The sequence below is a fragment of the Pricia antarctica genome (assembly GCF_900101815.1).
GTDB lineage: Bacteria > Bacteroidota > Bacteroidia > Flavobacteriales > Flavobacteriaceae > Pricia > Pricia antarctica.
The window spans coordinates 213,411-235,871 of record NZ_FNAO01000003.1 but is presented as its reverse complement, the minus strand read 5'-3'; the positions used below and the strand labels follow the sequence as shown (position 1 = coordinate 235,871).

18 protein-coding genes and 1 pseudogene are annotated in these 22,461 nt (G+C 44.1%); 15 read left to right on the top strand and 4 right to left on the bottom strand.

Annotation, left to right across the window (positions count from 1 at the left end; all coding sequences use genetic code 11):
- The 14 genes and pseudogenes from rpsM (at position 1) to BLT07_RS06220 (ending at position 14,628) form a co-directional block, all read left to right on the top strand.
- A complete protein-coding gene (gene rpsM / locus BLT07_RS06285; protein WP_091866897.1) occupies positions 1-375 on the top strand; it encodes a 30S ribosomal protein S13 in 375 nt (124 codons plus the stop codon).
- 103 nt (positions 376-478) lie between these two features.
- A complete protein-coding gene (gene rpsK, locus BLT07_RS06280) occupies positions 479-904 on the top strand; it encodes a 30S ribosomal protein S11 (RefSeq protein WP_091866895.1) in 426 nt (141 codons plus the stop codon).
- Positions 905-992: 88 nt separating this feature from the next.
- On the top strand, positions 993-1,598 hold the full coding sequence (rpsD, locus tag BLT07_RS06275) for a 30S ribosomal protein S4 (protein WP_091866893.1): 606 nt from the start codon (positions 993-995) through the stop codon (positions 1,596-1,598).
- A 17-nt stretch (positions 1,599-1,615) separates the two neighbouring features.
- Complete coding sequence (locus BLT07_RS06270) at positions 1,616-2,608, top strand: DNA-directed RNA polymerase subunit alpha (protein WP_091866891.1); 993 nt, start codon at positions 1,616-1,618, stop codon at positions 2,606-2,608.
- 71 nt (positions 2,609-2,679) lie between these two features.
- Positions 2,680-3,150 (top strand): annotated as a pseudogene (gene rplQ / locus BLT07_RS21320) (50S ribosomal protein L17); the annotation flags it as partial.
- A 440-nt stretch (positions 3,151-3,590) separates the two neighbouring features.
- Positions 3,591-4,712: a glutamine-hydrolyzing carbamoyl-phosphate synthase small subunit gene (gene carA, locus BLT07_RS06260; RefSeq protein WP_091866887.1), complete on the top strand. Its 1,122-nt coding sequence runs from the start codon at positions 3,591-3,593 to the stop codon at positions 4,710-4,712.
- A gap of 107 nt (positions 4,713-4,819) precedes the next feature.
- Positions 4,820-6,112 (top strand): phosphopyruvate hydratase, encoded by a 1,293-nt coding sequence (gene eno / locus BLT07_RS06255; RefSeq protein ID WP_091866885.1) that lies wholly within the window; start codon positions 4,820-4,822, stop codon positions 6,110-6,112.
- 179 nt (positions 6,113-6,291) lie between these two features.
- Positions 6,292-7,827, top strand: a complete 1,536-nt coding sequence (locus BLT07_RS06250; RefSeq protein ID WP_091866883.1) for a glycogen synthase — start codon at positions 6,292-6,294, stop codon at positions 7,825-7,827.
- Between the two features lie 124 nt (positions 7,828-7,951).
- On the top strand, positions 7,952-9,238 hold the full coding sequence (locus BLT07_RS06245; protein WP_091866881.1) for a citrate synthase: 1,287 nt from the start codon (positions 7,952-7,954) through the stop codon (positions 9,236-9,238).
- A 342-nt stretch (positions 9,239-9,580) separates the two neighbouring features.
- Entirely contained in the window at positions 9,581-10,495 is a 915-nt protein-coding gene (locus BLT07_RS06240) for a dimethylarginine dimethylaminohydrolase family protein (RefSeq protein WP_091866879.1), read from the top strand.
- Positions 10,496-10,498: 3 nt separating this feature from the next.
- The gene (ctlX, locus tag BLT07_RS06235; protein WP_091866877.1) at positions 10,499-11,428 is read left to right on the top strand and encodes a citrulline utilization hydrolase CtlX; all 930 of its coding nucleotides are present in this window, start codon (positions 10,499-10,501) and stop codon (positions 11,426-11,428) included.
- 146 nt (positions 11,429-11,574) lie between these two features.
- Positions 11,575-11,736: a DUF1328 family protein gene (locus tag BLT07_RS06230; protein WP_091866874.1), complete on the top strand. Its 162-nt coding sequence runs from the start codon at positions 11,575-11,577 to the stop codon at positions 11,734-11,736.
- Positions 11,733-13,145, top strand: a complete 1,413-nt coding sequence (locus tag BLT07_RS06225; RefSeq protein WP_091866872.1) for a nicotinate phosphoribosyltransferase — start codon at positions 11,733-11,735, stop codon at positions 13,143-13,145. Before BLT07_RS06230 ends, BLT07_RS06225 begins: the two co-directional genes overlap by 4 nt.
- A gap of 208 nt (positions 13,146-13,353) precedes the next feature.
- Positions 13,354-14,628, top strand: coding sequence for a chloride channel protein (locus BLT07_RS06220; protein ID WP_091866870.1), 1,275 nt, complete (start codon positions 13,354-13,356; stop codon positions 14,626-14,628).
- A 15-nt stretch (positions 14,629-14,643) separates the two neighbouring features.
- On the opposite strand, the gene BLT07_RS06215 is transcribed toward BLT07_RS06220, so the two are convergent.
- From BLT07_RS06215 to BLT07_RS06205, 3 genes are all read right to left on the bottom strand, one after another.
- A complete protein-coding gene (locus BLT07_RS06215; RefSeq protein ID WP_262503239.1) occupies positions 14,644-16,101 on the bottom strand; it encodes a BCCT family transporter in 1,458 nt (485 codons plus the stop codon).
- A 320-nt stretch (positions 16,102-16,421) separates the two neighbouring features.
- Positions 16,422-17,846, bottom strand: coding sequence for an SDR family oxidoreductase (locus BLT07_RS06210; protein ID WP_091866866.1), 1,425 nt, complete (start codon positions 17,844-17,846; stop codon positions 16,422-16,424).
- A 174-nt stretch (positions 17,847-18,020) separates the two neighbouring features.
- On the bottom strand, positions 18,021-18,446 hold the full coding sequence (locus tag BLT07_RS06205) for a hypothetical protein (protein ID WP_091866864.1): 426 nt from the start codon (positions 18,444-18,446) through the stop codon (positions 18,021-18,023).
- Between the two features lie 223 nt (positions 18,447-18,669).
- Here BLT07_RS06205 and argS point away from each other — a divergent pair, with 223 nt between their 5' ends.
- Positions 18,670-20,514: an arginine--tRNA ligase gene (argS, locus tag BLT07_RS06200; RefSeq protein ID WP_091867351.1), complete on the top strand. Its 1,845-nt coding sequence runs from the start codon at positions 18,670-18,672 to the stop codon at positions 20,512-20,514.
- A 239-nt stretch (positions 20,515-20,753) separates the two neighbouring features.
- Here the strand turns inward: argS and cysI are convergent, their stop codons facing one another.
- Positions 20,754-22,454, bottom strand: a complete 1,701-nt coding sequence (gene cysI / locus BLT07_RS06195) for an assimilatory sulfite reductase (NADPH) hemoprotein subunit (protein WP_091866862.1) — start codon at positions 22,452-22,454, stop codon at positions 20,754-20,756.
- Positions 22,455-22,461: the final 7 nt, after the last annotated feature.

Here is a 22,461-nt window from a genome sequence, read left to right as displayed (position 1 = left end):
ATGGCAAGAATCGCAGGTATAGATATACCAAAACAGAAAAGAGGCGTAATTGCGCTGACCTATATTTTCGGTATCGGCAGAAGTAGGGCCAAAGAAATTTTGGCAAAGGCCGAAGTAAGTGAAGACACCAAGGTTTCCGATTGGGACGATGACGAAATCGGCCGAATACGTACTCAGGCTTCATCGTACACTATCGAAGGTGAGTTACGTTCCGAAACCCAGCTGAACATAAAACGTCTAATGGATATCGGATGTTACCGCGGTATTCGCCATAGATCGGGTCTTCCGTTACGTGGACAACGGACCAAGAATAACTCCAGGACACGGAAAGGAAAAAGAAAAACGGTTGCCAACAAGAAAAAGGCGACCAAGTAATAAAATAGTATTAAGTACTGAGTACAAAGTATTAAGTACTGCGGTTAACAACCCGAAGTAAAAATACTAAGTACTAACTACTAACTACTAAATACTAACAAGAATGGCAAAGGCAACTACAAAAGGTGGCGGAAAGACTGGAAAATCCGGTAAAACGGCGGCCAAAAAGCGCAAAGTTAACGTTGAGTCGTTGGGCGAGGCGCATATTACGGCATCCTTCAACAACATTATCATATCCTTGACGAACAAAAAAGGGGATGTCATATCATGGGCATCCGCCGGAAAAATGGGCTTTAGGGGTTCTAAAAAGAATACCCCCTACGCAGCTCAGGTCGCCGCCGAGGAATGCTCGAAAACGGCGCATGAGGCTGGTCTTCGAAAAGTAAAGGTCTACGTCAAGGGGCCAGGTAATGGAAGGGAGTCCGCAATACGGGCGGTACATAATTCGGGTATCGAAGTAACCGAGATTATCGATGTTACCCCACAACCGCACAACGGTTGTAGGCCTCCGAAAAGAAGAAGAGTTTAAACAATCACTATATTTTTCACGGAAGCGTAATTTACGATTATCGAAGGATAAGCCTTAATTCATAGTCACGCTCCCAAACCTAAAGAAAATGGCAAGATACACAGGACCTAAAAGTAAGATCGCCCGAAAGTTCGGCGAAGCAATCTTCGGAGACGACAAGTCTTTTGAGAAAAAGAACTACCCCCCAGGCCAGCATGGCAACACGAGACGTCGTGGGAAAAAATCAGAGTACGCCATCCAGTTGATGGAAAAGCAAAAAGCTAAGTATACCTACGGTATTCTTGAAAAGCAATTTAGAAACATCTTTGCAAGCGCCAAGCGGAAAGAGGGTGTTACCGGTGAGATTTTGCTACAGCTTTGCGAGTGTCGATTAGACAACGTAGTTTACAGAATGGGTGTTTCCAGATCACGGAGTGGGGCAAGACAATTAGTTTCACACAGACATATCACCGTAAATGGCGAATTGGTGAACATACCCTCTTATTCGCTGAAACCGGGTGACGTAGTAGGCGTCCGTGAAAAGTCGAAATCATTACAGATTATCCAAGACGCCCTCGATGCGAACAGCAGTGTATACGAATGGATGACTTGGAATTCCGAAAAATCGGAAGGTACGTTCGTTGCCGTTCCCGAAAGAATGCAAATTCCCGAGAACATCAAAGAACAGTTAATCGTCGAGCTTTACTCTAAATAACTAAGAACACTATTTCTATGGCATTATTTAATTTTCAGAAACCTGATAAGGTTATAATGATCGATTCTTCGGATTTCGAGGGGAAGTTTGAATTCCGACCCTTGGAACCTGGCTACGGATTGACCGTTGGTAACGCATTAAGAAGGGTATTGCTTTCATCTTTGGAAGGCCATGCCATCACTTCGGTCAGAATTGACGGGGTAGAACACGAATTTTCAGTGATTTCGGGTGTTGTGGAAGACGTTACCGAAATCATCCTGAATCTAAAGCAAATGCGCTTTAAGAAACAAATCGATGATTCGGAAGCCGAAGTTGTTGCCGTTTCCGTAAGCGGAAAAAACCAATTGACCGCAGGCGATTTTCAGAAGTTTATTTCCGGCTATCAGGTATTGAACCCTGATTTGGTAATCTGCAATATGGATTCAAAAGTGAGCATCAACATGGAAATTGTCATCGACAAAGGTCGTGGGTATGTTCCTGCCGAGGAAAACAAGAAATCCAACGCTGCCTTGGGCACTATCGCTATCGATTCGATCTTTACACCGATCAAGAACGTAAAATATAGTATCGAGAACTTTAGGGTAGAGCAGAAGACCGACTACGAAAAATTGGTTTTCGAAATTGCTACCGATGGTTCTATCCATCCTAAAGACGCTTTGACGGAAGGTGCCAAGGTGCTTATTCATCACTTTATGCTATTTTCCGATGAACGGATTACGCTGGAGGCCGATGAGATCGCGCAGACCGAAACGTATGACGAAGAGTCCTTACACATGCGGCAATTGCTCAAAACAAAATTGGTCGATATGGACTTGTCCGTTCGTGCCTTGAATTGTTTGAAAGCTGCCGAAGTCGATAGTTTGGGAGACTTGGTTTCCTTCAACAAGAACGATTTGATGAAATTCAGGAATTTCGGTAAAAAATCATTGACCGAACTCGAAGAATTGGTCATCAACAAAGGTCTTAGCTTCGGAATGGATCTTTCAAAGTACAAATTGGATAAAGATTAATACACTAATAATAGCTGTTTCCTACAGGAAGGCAGAGCGCCTCAGTTGGGGAAATACACAGTACATACACCATGAGACACGGTAAAAAATTCAATCATTTAGGACGAAAGACAGCGCATAGAAAGGCGATGTTGGCCAACATGGCCTGTTCCCTAATCGAGCATAAGAGAATCAATACAACGGTAGCCAAGGCAAAAGCCTTGAGGCAGTTTGTCGAGCCGTTGATTACAAAATCTAAACCGGAAAACAATGTGACCGCCGAAAAAGGCACACACAACCGCCGTATCGTTTTTAAGAACCTTCGCGACAAATATGCGGTTACCGAATTGTTCGGCACGGTCGCGGAAAAAGTTGCGGACAGGCCCGGTGGCTATACCCGAATCATTAAATTGGGGAATCGCCTCGGTGACAACGCGGACATGGCCATGATCGAATTAGTAGATTTCAACGAAATCTACAACGCCGGTAAAGCTAAAAAGAAAACCACCCGTAGAAGTAGAAGGGGCGGAAGTAAAAGTGAGGATAAGCCAGTTAGCGAAACTGTAGAAGCAACAAAAGCGGACGCAGGCAAGACCCAAGAGGACAAAGCGGATAAAGGAGCCGAAGCGAAAGCGAAAAAGGAAGCGGAAACCAAGAACGAAACGGAAACTAAAACGGAATCCGAAACCAAAGTAGAAAATACCGAGCAGAAGGAAGCTGCTCCTGAAAAAGAAGCGGTATCCGAAGAAAAGGTTGAAGCCAAAGCCGACGAAAAGCCGGAGGCAGAAACCAAACCCGACGCTAAGGATGATGACTCGGAAACTAAAAAGGACGACAACAAAGCATAAAATGTCGATAAATTTTGAACATAGTTAAAGGATAGACCTAAGCGTCTATCCTTTTTTTTTGTTTTTTTGTAAAATGGAAATAAGGGTTGACAATTCTTTTTCCTCTGTCCGCTTTGACCTATTAATTAATAAAAATCAATAATTCCTTCCCGATTATGAAGTACCAAGCAAAAAAGAAAGCAGTAATACTATTGGCCGACGGCACCATTTTTCACGGTAAAGCCGTTGGCGACAAAGAAGGTACGGCCTTCGGTGAGGTCTGTTTCAATACGGGCATGACCGGGTACCAAGAAATCTTTACCGACCCATCCTATTTCGGGCAATTAATGGTTACCACCAATGCGCATATCGGTAATTATGGAACCAATTCCGACGAGGTAGAATCGGATTCGGTAAAGATATCAGGACTCATATGTAGAAATTTTAGTTATGAGTATTCCAGGACCGTGGCGGACAAAAGTCTAAAACAGTTTTTGGACGAAAACGATATTTTCGCCATTTCCGATGTTGATACCCGGGCATTAGTTAGTTATATCCGGGATCAAGGTGCGATGAATGCGGTAATTACAACCGACATTGACAATTTGGAGGCTTTAAAAAAGAAACTCTCCGAAGTGCCCAGTATGGAAGGCTTGGAACTGGCTTCAAAGGTATCCACCACCGACCCTTATTTTTTCGGGGAAGAAAATAGTACCTATAAAATTGCTGCACTAGACATTGGTATCAAAATGAACATCCTTCGAAATTTGGCCAAAAGGGGCGCCTACATAAAAGTTTTCCCCTATAATAGCAGCTTTGAAGATATGGAAGTCTTTGCTCCGGACGCGTATTTTATATCTAATGGCCCCGGAGATCCGGAGCCCCTGAGCGATGCCATAGCGGCTGCCAAAAAAATGATTTCCAGTGGAAAACCGGTGTTCGGTATATGTTTGGGCCATCAGATCATCGCCCTCGCCAACGGGGTGTCCACTTATAAAATGCACAATGGGCATCGGGGCATTAATCACCCGGTTATGAACCTTCGCACCGGTAAAGGGGAGATAACTTCCCAAAACCACGGTTTTGCTGTAAATCGGGAAGAGACCGAGGCCAATACCGACCTTGAAATTACGCACGTACACTTGAACGATAAGACCGTGGCCGGAATTCGGATGAAAGACAAGGATGTATTCTCGGTACAATACCATCCCGAAGCGAGTGCCGGTCCACACGACGCCGAATATCTTTTTGATCAGTTTTTTGATGTGATCAAGTCGAAATCGTCGCAGGCAGTATAGCAATCGATTTTTTGTATCCGTTACAATATAAAGGAATACCACAATGAAATAAGTCTTCGGTTTCGTATATTTGATTTTACTGAAATCAATCCTAAATAAGCAATAACATGAGTATCATTCTTAGCGTTCACGCACGACAAATATTTGATTCAAGAGGAAATCCAGCTGTAGAAGTAGACGTAATTACCGAAAACGGAATTATGGGAAGAGCTGCGGTGCCCTCGGGTGCCTCGACAGGCGAACACGAAGCCGTCGAATTAAGGGACGGTGGAAAGGCCTATATGGGCAAAGGCGTCAGTAAGGCCGTGGAAAATGTCAATACGACCATCGCGGAAGAAATCGTGGGCATGTCCGTCTTCGAACAAAATCTTCTCGATCAAACCATGATCGATCTTGACGGTACCCCGAACAAATCGAAACTGGGTGCCAATGCGATTTTGGGCGTATCCTTGGCCACTGCCAAAGCCGCTGCCAACGAGCTCGGTATGTCCTTATATCGTTATGTGGGGGGAGTAAGCGCGAATACACTTCCGGTTCCGATGATGAATATTATTAATGGAGGTTCGCATTCAGACGCACCGATTGCTTTTCAAGAATTTATGGTGATGCCGGTCAAGGCAAAAAGCTTTTCCCATGCCATGCAAATGGGTTCGGAAATCTTTCACAACCTTAAAAAGGTATTACACGACAGAAATCTAAGTACGGCGGTAGGTGACGAAGGCGGATTTGCACCCACATTGGAAGGTACAGAAGATGCCCTCGAAACAATTGCCAAGGCTGTTGAAAATGCAGGTTATAAATTAGGGGACGATGTAATGATCGCCCTGGATTGTGCCGCAGCGGAATTTTATGTCGATGGCGCATATGACTACACTAAATTCGAAGGCAGCAAAGGCGCCGTGCGCACATCTGAGGAACAAGCACAATATTTAGCGGACCTCTCCCAGAAGTATCCGATAATTTCTATCGAAGACGGTATGGATGAAAACGATTGGGACGGATGGAAGTCCCTTACCGATAAAATTGGGGATAAAGTACAATTGGTGGGCGACGATCTATTCGTAACCAATGTCGAACGACTGGCAAAAGGTATCGAAAATGGTATTGCCAATTCTATACTTATCAAGGTGAACCAAATTGGTACGTTAACAGAGACCATTGCCGCCGTGAACATGGCCAAAAACGCGGGATATACTTCGGTAATGTCCCACAGATCGGGTGAAACCGAAGACAACACCATTGCCGATTTGGCGGTCGCACTGAATACCGGACAGATCAAGACCGGATCGGCATCGCGTTCCGACCGTATGGCCAAGTATAATCAATTGTTACGTATTGAGGAAGAATTGGGCGATGTTGCTTATTTCCCCAAGGAAAAGGCGTTTAATCTAAAAAAGTGAAAAAGTTGACGGTAGTTGCTGTAGAAAATTGGATGTAAGCACACCAGATGACAGACCATAAACGTCAAACAATTTAAAAAAAGCCTTTCGAAACTCGGAGGGCTTTTTTTTGCGATATCATTAAATTTATTTAACTTAAATCGATATATTGTAGTCTGACACAAACTAACGAAGACCCTATGAATAATTTTCTTTTTGTTGCCGCTGAAAACGATGGTATCCATAACTGCAAAGCTGGGGGCATGGGCGATGTGGTACGAGATGTTCCCAGGGAGATAGCAAAGCGCGGGGATAAGGTTCACGTGGTGGTTCCTTCGTATTCGCGGTTACATAATGATGGCACTCTTGTGGCCAATTTGAATTTTCCGTTGAGAGGAACAACCTATACGGCCGAACTGTACCAGGTCGCGCCAAAAAAAGAGTTCGACAACATTACGCATTATGTGATACATCATCCCGAAATCACCGAGGGTGGTATAGCCCATATCTATCATGATGATCCTACCGAGCCGTTTTTCAACGACTTTGTTAAATTCATGGTTTTCAATACAGCGGTCGCCGAGGCCATCAAAGTCGGAGCTTTTGGTGATCTTGATATCGTACATATGCACGATTGGCATTCCGCCGCACTGCTGTTTATCAAAAAATACCATCCGAATTACCAAGACTTGAAGAAGATGCGTTATGTGTACAGCATTCATAACCTTGCGATACAGGGTATACGTCCGTTCTATGATAATTATGCTTCCGTACATCATTGGTTTCCGGAGGTCCCGTTAGATATCGAAGCTTTGCAAGATCCTCAATATCCAGATTGTATCAACCTGATGGGTGTAGGCATCCGGCTCGCTGATGCGGTACATACGGTTTCCCCATCCTATAAAGAGGATATTATGTTGCCCAGCGCCCGGCCCGAGTTTGTCGGTGGGGAAAGTTTGGAGAAAGGGCTTCAAAAAGCCAACGATGAAGGTAGGTTGTACGGTATTCTCAATGCCTCGAACTACAATAACATCAGAAAGGCCGAAAAAGGACTGCTCTATCGGAATACCGTCAAGGCGCTGTTTCGATGGCTTCAAGATGAATCCAAAAAATACAAGGCGGATTTTCTGGCGCATACCGGCGAAAAAATTATGGAGTTCGTTACGGACCGCCCCAAGTTCATTGTATCGAGTGTGGCCCGCTTGACCGAGCAGAAATTCTATTTTATGATGCGTTCCCCCGAATCCTTCGAAAAAATGCTGGAAAGTTTGAAGAAAGTCGATGGCATCTTTATGCTGTTGGGCACGGGCGATCCCGATTACGAAGAGATGTTCCGAAGTTTGAGTTACAAGCATAAGAATTTTGTTTTCACGAATGGGCAGTCCGAAGATCTCATCGATTCCATGTATCTCGAAACGGACCTGTATTTTATGCCCAGCCTTTTCGAACCTTGCGGTATCAGTCAAATGTTGGCCATGCGAAATGGTAACCCATGCCTTGTTCACCATACCGGCGGTCTTAAAGATACCGTGGAACATATGAAAACGGGATTTGCCTTCGACGGGGAAACCTTTGAGGCCAAGCTTGAGGATATGGTGGTGCGATTCGATGAGGCACTGGATATATGGCAAAATGACAAGCCGAAATGGAAGAAAATACAAGCCGCGGCCAAAAAAATGCGGTTTACTTGGGATAAATCCCTCGATGAATACTACGATAAACTATATTTATTGTAGTAGTTTCCCATTGCACTTCCGAACGAGAAACGCGTTGTTAATTATTACCCAAAGGAATGTCCTGCCAGTGTAAGAACTGCGGTTTTTGCTAAATTTACATTTACCCTTAAAATCAATAAAATACATGTCAGATAAAGCTACTTTAGAATACAACGGTAAAAAATATGAATTTCCTGTCATAAAAGGTACCGAAGAGGAGTTCGCAATCGATATAAAAACCTTGCGTTCTGCGACCGGTGGCCTTATTACTTTAGATCCCGGTTATAAGAATACGGGTTCCTGTGAGAGTGCTATTACATTTCTTGATGGTGAAAAGGGGGTTCTCAGATATCGGGGGTATACTATCGAAGAACTGGCAGAAAAGGCCCAGTTTTTGGAAGTGGCCTATTTATTGATTTTTGGAGAGTTGCCTAATAAAGAGGAATTGGCCAAATTCCATAAAGACATTACCGACGAGTCGCATATCGATGAAGAAATGAAGAAGATTTTGGACGGTTTTCCGAAATCGGCGCATCCGATGGGTGTTCTTTCTTCGTTGACCAGCGCATTGATTGCCTTCAACCCATCTACCGTGGATGTTTCTTCCGAGAAGGAAATGTATCATGCCATCGTTCGTATTTTAGCCAAGTTTCCAGTATTGGTGGCTTGGACGCTGAGGAAGAAAAAGGGGCTGCCCCTGGATTATGGCGATGACGATTTGGGATATGTGGAGAATATCCATAAGATGATGTTCAAAAGACCGAGCCAAACTTATAAAAAGAACGATGTAGTTATAGAGGCTTTGGATAAATTGTTAATCCTACATGCCGATCACGAACAGAATTGCTCTACTTCCACGGTACGGATTGTCGGTTCTTCGCACGCTGGGCTCTTCGCCTCGCTTTCCGCGGGAATATCGGCTCTTTGGGGACCTTTGCATGGTGGTGCGAACCAAGCCGTACTTGAAATGCTGGAAGCTATCGAAAAAGATGGCGGCGATACCAAAAAATATATGGCCAAAGCCAAGGATAAGGACGATCCCTTTAGACTGATGGGTTTTGGTCACAGAGTGTACAAGAACTTCGATCCCAGAGCAAAAATTATTAAAAAGGCTGCCGATGATGTTTTGGCAGATCTCGGTATCGACGACCCCATCTTGGAAATTGCGAAAGGCCTGGAAAAAGAAGCCTTGGAAGATTCCTATTTCGTGGATAGAAAATTATATCCGAACGTCGATTTTTATTCTGGAATTATTTATAGGGCACTGGGCATACCCACCGAAATGTTTACGGTAATGTTCGCCATGGGCCGCCTACCCGGATGGATTGCCCAATGGCGCGAAATGCGATTGCGTGGAGAGCCAATAGGTCGACCGAGACAGGTGTATACCGGTGCGACGAAAAGGCCTTTCGTCGAAGTTGAGAACCGATAATTAAAAAATAAGGGGACTATCTCATAAAGTGTGTAAAGATCAAGGACCTGTCCAGTTAAAAATGTGGCAGGTCTTTTTTATTGGTTTTAAGCAATCGGCAATCGGCAATCGGCAATCGGCAATCGCCTTACGCGCTTCGCCTTCCGCACGTGGCCAATCGCCAATCCCCTTTCGTCTTTCGCGCTTCGCCTTCGGCACGGACCTAATCGCCAATCGTCTGTCGCCCCGTCGCAGTGTCACCCCGTCGCACTGTTGCACTGTCGCAGGCGTTTTTAAAATTTGGCAGCTTTAATTTGGAATTTCAGTTCCCAACCTCCCTATCTTTACATAAATTTAAATTGGATGCTTCTATTGAATGTCAATGACGAGATTTCCCCGTTAAAAGCGGTGGTGTTGGGTACGGCCGAAAGTCCCGGTCCCGTTCCCAGGCCCGATCAGGCATATGATCCGAAATCTCTGGAACATATTTTGGAAGGCACCTATCCCAAGGAATCCGATATGGTCCGTGAAATGGATGCCTTTGCCCAAGTTTTTGAAAATTACGGCGTGAAGGTCTATCGGCCGGAGGTGTTGAAGGATTGTAACCAGATTTTCTCCCGTGATATTGCCTTTGTAATTGGTGACAAGCTGATTAAAGCCAATATCCTGCCGGAAAGGGAGAAGGAGGTCGAAGCAATTTTACATGTTTTGGATAAGATTGATGATAAAAATATTTTACAACCACCGGAAGAGGTGCATGTAGAAGGCGGGGATGTGATGCCTTGGTACGACCATATTTTCATGGGTACATACACGGCTATGGATTATCCCGATTTTATTACAGCCCGTACCAATGGAGCAGCTGTCGAATATATTGCGGAGCAATTTCCGGATAAGATTATAAAATCCTTCCAACTCAGAAAATCGAATACCGAGGCTATAGAGAACGCCCTGCATCTCGATTGCTGTTTCCAGCCCTTGGGAAAGGGAAAGGCAATACTTCATAAAAATGGATTTTTAGTCGAAGAGGAGTACCAATGGTTAGTAGATTTCTTTGGAAAGGAAAATGTCTTCGAGATTACCAAACAGGAAATGTACCGCATGTTCAGCAATGTTTTTTCCATTTCGCCCGAAGTTGTGGTCTCGGAACGCAACTTTACCCGTCTTAATGATTGGCTGCGAAAGCAAGGATTTACGGTTGCCGAAATTCCCTATGGCGAGATTTCCAAACAAGAGGGATTGTTGCGCTGTAGTACCTTGCCCTTAATAAGAGAATAAAAAATGCAAAGCACCAACACTATATTGATGATTCGTCCGGTCAATTTTCGAATGAACGAACAGACTGCGGTCAACAATTATTTTCAAGAGGATATCGATATAAAAAATTCAGCCATAAATACAAGGGCACAAGAGGAGTTCGATACTTTTGTTACCGTTTTACGGAAAAGGGGAGTTCATGTTATCGTAGTAGAAGATACTAAAAATCCTGATACCCCCGATTCCATTTTTCCCAATAATTGGATTTCCTTTCATGAAGACGGCACGGTCGGCATCTACCCCATGTTCGCGGAAAACCGTCGCAACGAAAGACGGAACGACATTTTGGATATTTTGGAAAACGAAGGATTCGTCATCAAAAACAGCATAGATTACACCGCCGCCGAGGCCGAAGGTTTTTTCTTGGAAGCAACGGGTAGCATGGCTTTGGACCGCGTCAATAAAAAGGCCTATTGCGCCCTTTCCGACAGGGCCGATGAAGCCCTTTTTATCGAATTCTGCGAAGATTTTGAATATTCCCCTGTAATTTTTACCGCTTATCAATCCGTCGGGGGAAAGCGGATGCCTATCTACCACACGAACGTGATGATGTGTTTGGCCGATACGTTTGCGGTCATCTGTTTGGATACCATCGATGATAAAAAGGAAAGAAAGAACGTCGCCGATCATCTAAAACAAGACGGCAAGGCAATCATAGCCATAACCGAACAGCAAATGCACCATTTTGCCGGAAATATGTTGCAGGTATTGGGTGCGGACAACGAGCCTCTACTGGTTATGAGTACCCAAGCTTATAATAGCTTGACTCCTGCACAAGTGGCGTCCATAGAAAAAAATTGCGGTATCGTGCACAGTTCGTTAGAGACGATAGAGACCTGCGGTGGCGGAAGTGCCCGCTGTATGATGGCGGAAGTATTCTTACCGAAGATGTAAAAATAGTCTGTGTATCCAATCTTCGCACATATCTTAATGCGATACCGCGTACCTTTTTAGATTATATTTAGAACTGATAACGCACAGCTTCCGAAATCCATTAACGTAGTTTTAACTTACAAAAGTTAAATTAAAACAATCTGATTATGTTTAAATGGATGATTATCTTTATTATTATCGCAGTTATAGCCGGAATCTTTGGTTTCGGGGGAATTTCTGAAGCTGCGGCTGGTATCGCGAAAATTATTTTCTTTATTTTTATCGTTCTAGCCATAATTTCTTTCTTACTTTTTAAAAAGATTTTTTGAAAACGATTTCAGGTCTGTTTACTGATCACTATCAACTATCAATGGCCGAAGGTTATTTTTCAGCCGGCCGGAAAGATGATAGGGTCAACTTCGATTATTTTTTTCGCAAAAATCCTTTCGGCTCGGGTTTCACAATCTTTGCCGGACTGCAGGTGCTTTTTAATCTGATCGAAGATTTTCAATATGATTCTGATGATATCGATTTCCTTTATAAGAGGGGGTTTCATGACGATTTTCTTGATTTTCTGAAAAACTTCCGCTTTCGGGGTAGTATCTATGCTCCCAAGGAAGGAGAAGTGATCTTCCCCACGGAATCTATACTTAGCGTAGAAGGGAATATCATAGAGGCCCAATTATTGGAAACGCTGCTTCTGAACACACTTAACTACCAATCTCTCATAGCAACTAAAGCAAACCGCTTACGGCAGTCCGCCGGAAAGCGATCTGTAATGGAATTCGGCATGCGTCGGGCACAGGGATGGGCAGCGATCCATGGAAGCAGGGCCGCCGTAATCGGTGGAGCCGATAGCACCTCTAACGTGCAGAGTGCCTATATCTACGACTTGGATTCTTCGGGGACACAGGCGCATTCATGGGTGCAAAGCTTTGACGATGAATTGACGGCGTTTAGAACCTTCGCCCAATTGCGACCGAAAAAATGTGTACTGCTGGTCGATACTTACCATACTCTAAACAGTGGCGTTCCCAATGCAATCAAAGTTGCCAAGGAAATGCAGCAACAGGGACACCAACTTTTTGGTATCAGATTGGATAGCGGCGACTTGGCCTATCTCTCTAAGAAGGCGAGAATTATGTTGGATAAGGCAGGATTGCCAGAAGTAAAAATCGTTGCCTCTAACCAGCTGGACGAATATCTCATAAAAAGTCTTATCCATCAAGGAGCGAAAATCGATGTTTTCGGGGTAGGAACAAACCTGATTACTGCAAGGGACGATGGAGCCTTAGACGGAGTTTACAAATTAAGTGCAGTGAACGATAGACCGACAATCAAATTATCGGAAGACGTTGCTAAAGTGACCTTGCCGGGAAAAAAGAAGGTGATAAGATATTTGAATGGCAATGGCGAATTCTACGCGGATGGCATTTTGCTTTCCGAGGATGATCCAGATGATGTCGATATGATTTATCATCCCCAATATGCGGATAAAAAATCGATGGTAAATGGATTGGAAAAAGAAAATTTGACTTCGAAGGTTTTTGAAAACGGAAACGTGCTGACAGCGAAAAAATCCATTGGGGAAATCTCGGAATATAGGAGTTTAAGGGTCTCTCAGTTGGCCGACGAATATAAAAGATTTGAATACCCGCATATCTACAAAGTGGGATTAAGTAGCAATCTGATTCAATTAAGAATGGACATGATAGCCGAATCTAAACGATCGAAGTAGGGTTTTTGCGTGCAAATGATTTTAAGTTGGCGTTTAGACCTTAAGACCGATGGTTATCTAAAAGTCTTAGTTTTTTTAGTATTATGGCTTGCCGTAGCGCATAAAATAAAAATCTCCACCTATATTTGCACCCCGATATGCCAATTGACCTCAATGGCTTAATCCATTTTGTGGTTTACCGCTATTTTGTCATAAATTAAGCGCTCCATTGAAACTGAAAAGAAGAAGGAAATTAGTCAATTACCTGAATATGTTGGATCAGCCGATACGGTTTAATCCTTTTCTTTTCAGTCGTACGTTTTTACTATGGGCCGTTCTAGGATTGATAGGCGGACTTCTCTCCGGACTGTATTGGATTGTTCTTATATTCCTAACGGAAAAAATTGCTTTTTTCGATGGTTGGCAGGTAATTCCGGCTATGACTATCTGTGGTTTTTTGGCAGGTTTAGTCATTCATTTTATCGGTGAGCCGGGGGAGATACACTTGATCGTTAACAACATACGTTTCAATAAGGGAAAATTAGATCCCAAGAACAATCCGTCGATGATTTTGTCGTCGTTGCTCTGTATCGCCTCGGGCGGAAGCCTCGGGCCTGAAGCCCCCCTGATCCAGGTCACGGGATCTACTGGTACCTGGTTAGGGAAACTTTTTCGTTTAAAGGGTGAAGATTTGCGTTCGATGAGTATTGCGGGAATGGCCTCAGGTTTTACCGCAATGTTCGGTGCCCCTTTGGGCGGCAGCCTGTTCTCGTTAGAAATTTTGCATCATCGCCATGCCGTTGAATATTATAAAGCAATCATACCAGCATTGGTAGCGAGCAGTTTTAGCTATATAGTATTTGCCTTGATCATTCACTTGGGCCTCGGTGCTATATGGGATTTGTCCGCCTATGAATATTCCGATATTTTCGACTTTGGATACGCCGTACTGTTTGCCGTACTAGGGGCGTTTACAGGTTGGTGCTTTATCTATTGCACCAAGTTTTTTAAGGTCGTCTTCGAAAAAAAACCGATTCCCATTTATCTAAAAACTGCTATCGGCGGCCTCTTGCTGGGAATCATCGCTTTTTATTTTCCACTGACCCGGTATTTCGGACACTTTGAGATTGCGGAACTTCTGACAGGGGGTTTCCCCATTCGCCTATTATTTTTATTGCTGGTCTTTAAGCTGATTGCCATTGCGATTACGGTAACTTCGGGCTGGCGGGGCGGTTTTATTATTCCCCTTTTCTTTGTCGGGGCGACATTGGGGCTGATTATCCATCACTTTTTCCCCGGCACTTCGGTGACTTTGGTGGTCGTAAGCTGTATGGCCGCCATCAACGCTTGCGTTACCCGAACCCCAATGAGCACTACTATTTTATTGGCCACGCTGACGGGTTTCTCTTACTTCGTTCCTATACTGTTCGCGAGTTTGACGGGCTATTTCTTGGCTCCTAGAATTCCGTTTATCGGTTCTCAGATGGATAAAGGAGAAAAATGAGCTAAAAGCTGATTTTTACGGATCCGTCGGCTTTCTTTTTTTTGATACTTCTAGGATAAATAGGATAGCCATAAAGACCATAAAGAAAGCGAAAGGTAGCGAGGTGATAATCAATAATTTCTGTACTGCCGTGAGTATATCGATATCGGGTTTGGCATTTCCTAAAAGTAGTAGCGCCATCGTTCCCAAAAGGATGAATACCGACCAGATCAGGCGATGTTTTTTACTGGGTTCTTTTTTGCCCTTATCCGTAAACATGCTCAAAACGAACACGGCAGAATCCAGCGAGGTTACCAAAAATCCGATGAGCAAAAATAACGTTACCACATTCAAAAGTGTAGCCAAGGGGTAGTGGCTGAAAAAGACGAACAAGGAAGAGAACACGTTTCCGAATTCGTCGTTGTAAGTTCCGAAAGATTCGATCAATTGAAAAGCCGAAGTACCGAATACGGAGAACCAAAAGAAAGTACCTAACGAAGGCAGAATCAAAACGCCAAATAGAAGCTGTCGCAAGGTTCTTCCCTTCGATATCCTTGCAATAAAAATACCTGTAAAGGGAGCCCAAGCAAGCCAAAAGGCCCAGTAATAAAACGTCCAATCCGTGAGAAATTCGATTCCAGGATTATAGTTTCCTAAGGCTAGACTCATGGGAATGAAATCGACGAGGTAGTTAGATGTCGCTATTCCGAAGGCCCTACCTATCGCTATCATATCACTGGTAAAGAATATGAAGAGCAGCAGGAGAAAGGTGACCAGAATATTAATTTTGGATATGATTTTTATGCCTTTGTCGACTCCTTGCCAAGCTGAATAAAAGGCAATTGCAGAAATCAGAACGGCCAGCGACAAGGTAACCGCCAATCCGAATCCGCCGCCGAAAACATGGTTCAGACCGCCGTTTATCTGGGCGACGCCAAGCCCTAAGGCAGCTATCAACCCGAATACAGTGGTAATGATAGTTGTGATATCTATACCTTTTCTGGCCACTTTGTTCGAGATGGTATCCTCGATGGTAGCACTGACGCGCACCTTCTTTTTTCGTACGAAAAGAGCGTAGCCCATAACCATGGCGAAAAGTCCGTAGAACGCCCAAGCGGTAAAACCCCATTGGTAGAAGGTGAATTCCAGCGCCAAGATTTCCGGTTCGAGACCGGAAGCGTAAGGTGGATTCTGCTGCATAAAGATGGGTTCCTGAACCGCGCGCAAAAGAATGCCTGCACCCATTCCGGCGCTGTATAGCATGGCCGTCCATGCCCATAAGGAATGTTCCGGGGTATCGTTTGTAGCGCCAAGTTTGAGTTTCCCGAGGGGTGAAAATGCCACCCCAAAAAGTAGAAGAACGCAGCCTAAGCCTAGATATAGATAGAAGTATCCGAAGTAGGTGCGTACCCAGAGCGAGACCTCCTCAATGGCATTGTAACTAGCCTCTGTGGCAAAGAGTACAAAAGCTGAACAGAGAAAGATTATCCCGATAGATATGGTAAGCAGGGGATTTTTAAATAAAGATTTTGAAGTGATGGCTTGGGTTTAAATTTTAGGTAATTGTGAAAATTTAAGTTTCAATCGCTACTTGATAGCAGTTCAAGGTTCAAGGTATAAAAGTTTAGGGGTTTATAAGGTTTAGAAGTTTAGATTTAGAATGTTTCCACGCAAATGGGCAAACTTTAAGGTTCAAATCTGCCGTAGTCAGATTTGAACCTTAAAGTTTTCAAGCTGAGCGGTTAACCTCGACATTTTTAACAAGGAGACATCGGACACCGAGCATCGAGCATCTAGCATCGAACACCGAGCATCTAACCTTTTGCGATTCCTCGGATCATCCCGCCGAAAATAAAATAATGAAAGGGCACGATACTGTACCAATACAAACGCCCTTTCAATCCTCTTGGACGAAAGGTAGCGGTTTGGTGTAAGATATTATTTTCGTCGATCCTGAATTCCAGCCAGGCTTCACCGGGCAACTTCATTTCGGCAAATAGCAGCAGGCGTTTTGCCTTTTTGTCCGCTAACAGCACCCTCCAAAAATCAAGGGCATCGCCCGCATAAATCTTGTCTGGGTGGGTGCGCCCGCGACGCAGGCCGACGCCACCGGAGAGTTTATCCATGAATCCACGTAATTTCCATAGCCAATCACCATAGTACCAGCCTGTACTTCCGCCGATTTTCCAGATATTTTTTAGTACTTGTTTAGGGTCGTCGATCTGTATTTTTTTTACATCCCTTAAGACCCCGAACTTAGGTACCTGAATATACTTTTCTAGGTTTTTTTTAAAGCGGCCACTGATCATGCTGTCCTTCCAACTGCTGACCACCAAATTCTGTTCGATTTTTTTGAAGGCCATGTCTATAGCTTCCCGATAGGTATGGGGTTTGATGCCTAAGATATCTTGTAAACGGGTATCCCTGGCAATCACTTCCACTTTCATACTGTCCACGAGGTTCAAGGCCAACTTGTAGGAGGTCGAGGTCACAAAATAAAGCCAGTAGCTCGAAAGTTTTGGCGTCATGACCGGTACCGTAAGTATCCAGTTCTTAAAATCGCGCTGTTCGGCATATTGATACAGCATTTCTTTATATGTGAGTACGTCGGGCCCGGCAATGTCGAAAGAATCGTCATAGGTTTCTTTGTGACCGAGCACTTTGGTAAGAAAGCTTATAATATCGCGAATCGCAATCGGTTGCGTTTTGGTCAGCACCCATTTCGGGGTAATCATGAAAGGTAATTTTTCGCAGAGGTCACGAATAATCTCAAAAGAAGAACTTCCCGAACCGACAATGATTCCGGCGCGAAGCACAGTGAGGTGAAAAGGCCCTTCGGACAATATTTTCTCGACATTTTTTCTCGACCACAGGTGTTTTGAAAGATTCTCATCGTTCACAATGCCACTGAGGTAAATGACCTGTTCGATTTGTGTATCCTTTAGGTACAGATTGAAGTTTTCAGCCGTTTTGGATTCCATCTCCACAAAGGCTTCTGTGGACGAGCTCATGGAATGGATTAAAAAATACGCAACATCGATATCCTTGGGTAATTTTCCTTCGACGACCTCATTTAAAAAATCGATTTCCACCACCTCGATCTGCGAGCGCATTTCTTTATCAATGGCGAACCGTTCTTTATCGCGAACCGTGCAGATGACTTCATGGCCCATTTCGATCAATTGGGGTAGCAGGCGCATGCCGATGTAGCCGTTGGCACCTGTGAGGAGTATTCTCATAGCTTTGAAATTCTACTGTTTTTTTAATGATGTCTTATTAGCGGCACAAGTACGGTACCAGAACCAGGGCTGTTCCTTTAAGGCCAAGTCCTTGATTATTGTGGATTAAGACCCAGGTTTATGAGTCAAGACCTTTTCATTCCAGTATCTCGACGCTAATATTTGCTTCCTTCCTTAGAGATCCTCCACCGAGGTCGGCGCATTATCCGCTTTGTAATCCAACAACTTCCTGAAAAATTTCTGCACGGCCTTCGTATCTGCTTGCACTTTTATAAAATAATGATCACGATATATGGAAAATATGGCCAGATCACCTTTGTAAACCGTGAGTTTATAAAAGGGAATGACCAACGCAAAAGTTTCCAGCAGGGAACGGAACCGAACGATAATACCTTTCGGGCGTATTTCGACGTTGCACTGGTCGCGATTGTTGTCAAGTATGAGAAGATTTCTGATTTCTATACTGGTTTCCGTAATGAACAGCCGCGGTGACCCGATGCCCCCCATGGCCCAGCGTTCTTTTAGGGTGAAAGGCTTGCCGACCTCGGCATCGACTTTTCGGGTAATTTCTTTGTTGTTGTAGGATACGTTTACGAGCATTTGCAATTTTTCATAAAGTTAACGGTAACTGACCAGTACCGAAAACGGAATAGGTAAAAAAAAGCAATCAATCCGAAATTATTTTAGTCGAAGGCCAAAGTGTGATTTCTTTGGGCACTTTATACATCAACGGCCTTCCAGCGAGACAAGCTTGCTCACTTTGCGCTTAGAAAAGTCTGAAAAATGATTAGTTTTGCAGCCTGAAAGCGCTTATCAAAAAAAAATGAATTTAGAAACATTACTTACCCAAAAAGTCAAGGAAGTCATTTTTAATGAATTTTCGATGGAATTGCCAGCAGTGGAATTCCAACCTACCCGCAAGGATTTCGAGGGTGATATTACCGTAATGGTGTTCCCGATGCTACGCCACATAAAAGGCAATCCTGTAAAAATCGGGGAGCAAATCGGGGCTTTTCTTAAGAAGGAAGTTGATGCGGTTTCCGATTATAATGTAATCCAAGGATTTTTGAACGTCGTCATCGATGACGCCTATTATCTCGATTTTTTTAATGGGATAAAAAATGATTCGGCGTATGGATTCGTAACCGAATTGGGAAAGGAGGGGGTCATGGTGGAGTATTCCTCACCGAATACCAACAAACCTTTGCATTTAGGGCATATCCGCAATAATCTCTTAGGATATTCGGTCGCCGAAATATTGAAGGCCTCGGGCAAAAAAGTCTACAAAACGCAGATAATAAACGACCGCGGCATTCATATTTGTAAAAGTATGTTGGCCTGGCAACGTTTCGGAAATGGGGAAACTCCCGAAAGTACCAGCCTAAAAGGCGATAAACTAGTGGGTAACTATTATGTAGCCTTCGACAAGGCGTATAAAAAACAAGTAGCCCAAAAAATCGCAGGGGGAATCGACCCGAAAGTGGCCGAAAAGGAAGCCCCTATTCTCTTGGAGGCTCAAGAAATGCTCCAAAAATGGGAGGCCGGTGACGAGCAAGTAGTTGCCCTGTGGAAAACCATGAATGGCTGGGTTTACAAAGGTTTCGAGGAGACCTATAAAAACCTAGGTGTCGATTTCGACACTTTATATTACGAAAGTGATACCTATTTATTAGGTAAGGATGTGGTGACGGAAGGCCTACAAAAAGGTGTTTTCTACCGGAAAGACGACGGTAGCGTTTGGATCGATCTTACCGATGAAGGCCTTGATGAAAAAATAGTGCTTCGTTCCGATGGCACCGCCGTCTACATGACACAGGATATCGGCACCGCCATACAGCGGATTAAGGACCGCCCCGATGTCGGGGGAATGGTGTACACCGTCGGCAATGAACAAGACTATCATTTTAAAGTACTCTTTCTTATCCTGAAAAAACTGGGATACGAATGGGCCCAAAGTCTTTACCATTTAAGCTACGGTATGGTAGATCTGCCCAGTGGAAAAATGAAGAGTAGGGAAGGTACGGTGGTCGACGCCGATGACCTGATGATTGACATGACCCGAACCGCCGCTGAAATTTCCGAGGATCTGGGCAAATTGGAAGGTTATTCCGAAACCGAAAAACAAGACCTCTACAAAATGATAGGGTTGGGCGCCCTAAAATATTATATCCTTAAAGTAGACCCCAAAAAGCGCATCCTTTTCAACCCCGAAGAGTCGGTGGATTTCCAAGGGAATACCGGGCCATTCATTCAATATACCTATGCACGAATTCAGTCCATCCTCAGAAAAGCCGAAGAGCTAGACCTTCAGGATTTTGACGACCTTACAGGTCAAACCGGAAACGACCTGCATGGTGCCGTCGGTCCCAATGAGCTTCTTCTAGGTCAAACCGCGGGCCTTCACCCCAAAGAAAAAGAACTCATCAAACAGCTGCAGCTATTCCCCGAAACCGTTCAATTGGCCGCAGAGAATTTGAGTCCCGCTTTAATTGCCAATTATACCTATGATTTGGTTAAGGAATTTAATTCTTTCTACCAACAAGTATCCATTTTGGGCGAGGAAGACGTTGAAAAGAAGCTGCTTCGGGTTCAGCTTTCGAGAAAGGTCGGAGAGGTAATCAAATCAGCATTTGGACTTTTGGGGATTGAGGTGCCAGATCGGATGTAATTAGTATTACATGGAGAAATCACTGGCATGAAACGAACCGTAATATCCAATCAATACCTTTTGAATGGGGGATTAATACACAAACTTACGCCCGGTAGGTTAAGAATTATTAAACCGACTCTCTCCGAGATCCGTCATATCCACACCTGCTCGGATACGTTTAGACGGGCAGGGCCATCGGGTATTTTTTAGATCAAAAAAACAATACGGCAACAGATTTCTTTAGTGCAGCAACTGTATTAGTGTAGCACCTGTAAAGGACGATTGGTTGCTTCTACTATTTCTTTCCGTATCACGAAGTCTCCAAAACTTTCTTCCTTTTCTCTTTCTTGGGCATATGCCGCTATAATGGGGTCCAGTTCTTGCAGGATATCCTGTTCGGATAGCATTTCCTTGTAGAGGGTATTCAATCTGTCTCCGTTATGACTAGCTCCCAAATATAGGTTATAGCGTCCGATGGCACGGCCGACAAAACCGATTTCCCCTAGGGATGAACGCGCGCAGTTATTGGGACAACCGGTCATCCTGATAGTGATCTCGTCTTCTCCAAGACCATTTTTCCGCATTATGATATCGAGTTTATCGACCAAGGAAGGCAGGTAACGTTCAGATTCCGCAAAAGCGAGTCCACAGGTGCCCAATGCCACACATGCCATAGAATTCTTTCGAAGTCCTGTGAGTTGGGAATGGTTCTTTACTCCGTTTTTCTCCAAAATAACTTCGATACTTTCTTTATCCTTTTCCACCACATTTCCAATAATGAGATTTTGGTTTCCTGTTAACCGAAAATCGCCGGTATGGATTTGGGCTATTTCCCGGAGCGCCTTTTTTAATTCGTGTCCCTCCTCATTTTTTACCCTTCCATGTTCTACGAACAACGTAAAGTACCATTTTTCGTTTATCCCTTTTAACCAACCATAGGTATCACCGTTCGATTTAAATCGGTAGGGCTCCGGACTGTCAAGTTCCCAACCCAGGCGGGTATGCAGCTCTTTTACGAACCACTCCAAACCTCTATCGTCGATGGTGTGTTTCAACCTCGATAATTTCCGGTCCGATCGGTTGCCATAATCCCTTTGGATAGCAATGACCGCTTCGGCCACTTCAATAACCTTTTCTTTAGGCGCGAAACCTATCACATCGGCCAGACGTGGATAGGTGGCATCGTTGCCAAAAGTACTTCCCAATCCACCGCCCGCACAGATATTAAAGCCGGTGATTTTATTGTTTTTTTCGATGACTATGAGACCAAGGTCATTGGCGAAAATATCAATATCATTGTCTGGCGGAATTGCCAAGGCTATTTTGAATTTTCGCGGCAGATAGTCATGATGGTATAAGGGTTCTACATCGGTAGTACCTGCCACTTTTTCCTTATTCAACCAGATTTCGTGATAGGCGGTAGTTTTTGGAAGAAAATAATCGCTTATCTCGCCCGCTAGCCGATACACTTCTTCGTGAATCTGTGACTGGTAGGGATTGGGATTGCACATCACGTTCCGGTTCACGTCGCCACAAGTAGCCAGGGTACTCAATAAGGTTTCGTTTACCGCTTGAATAGTGGATTTTAGATTTCGTTTTAGAATCCCATGAAACTGAAAGGATTGCCGGGTAGTTAATTTAAGGGTTCCGTTGCCGTATTTGTCCGCAAGTTCATCTAAGGTAAGCCATTGTGCGGGCGTAGTGATTCCGCCCGCAGCCCTTACCCTTACCATGAATTGGTACAGGGGTTCCAGTTTTTTTTGCTTCCGTTCGGCCTCAAGATCTCTGTCATATTGTTGATAAGAGCCATGATATTTTATAAGTTTCACATCCTCTGGGTCGAGGGCACCGGTCAAAGGGTCTTTTAAGCTCTCCTTGATAGTTCCGCGAAGGAAATCACTTTTATCCTTTATATATTCGTCTTCCGATAAATGCTGTTCCTCTGATCGATCGCTCATAAATGGG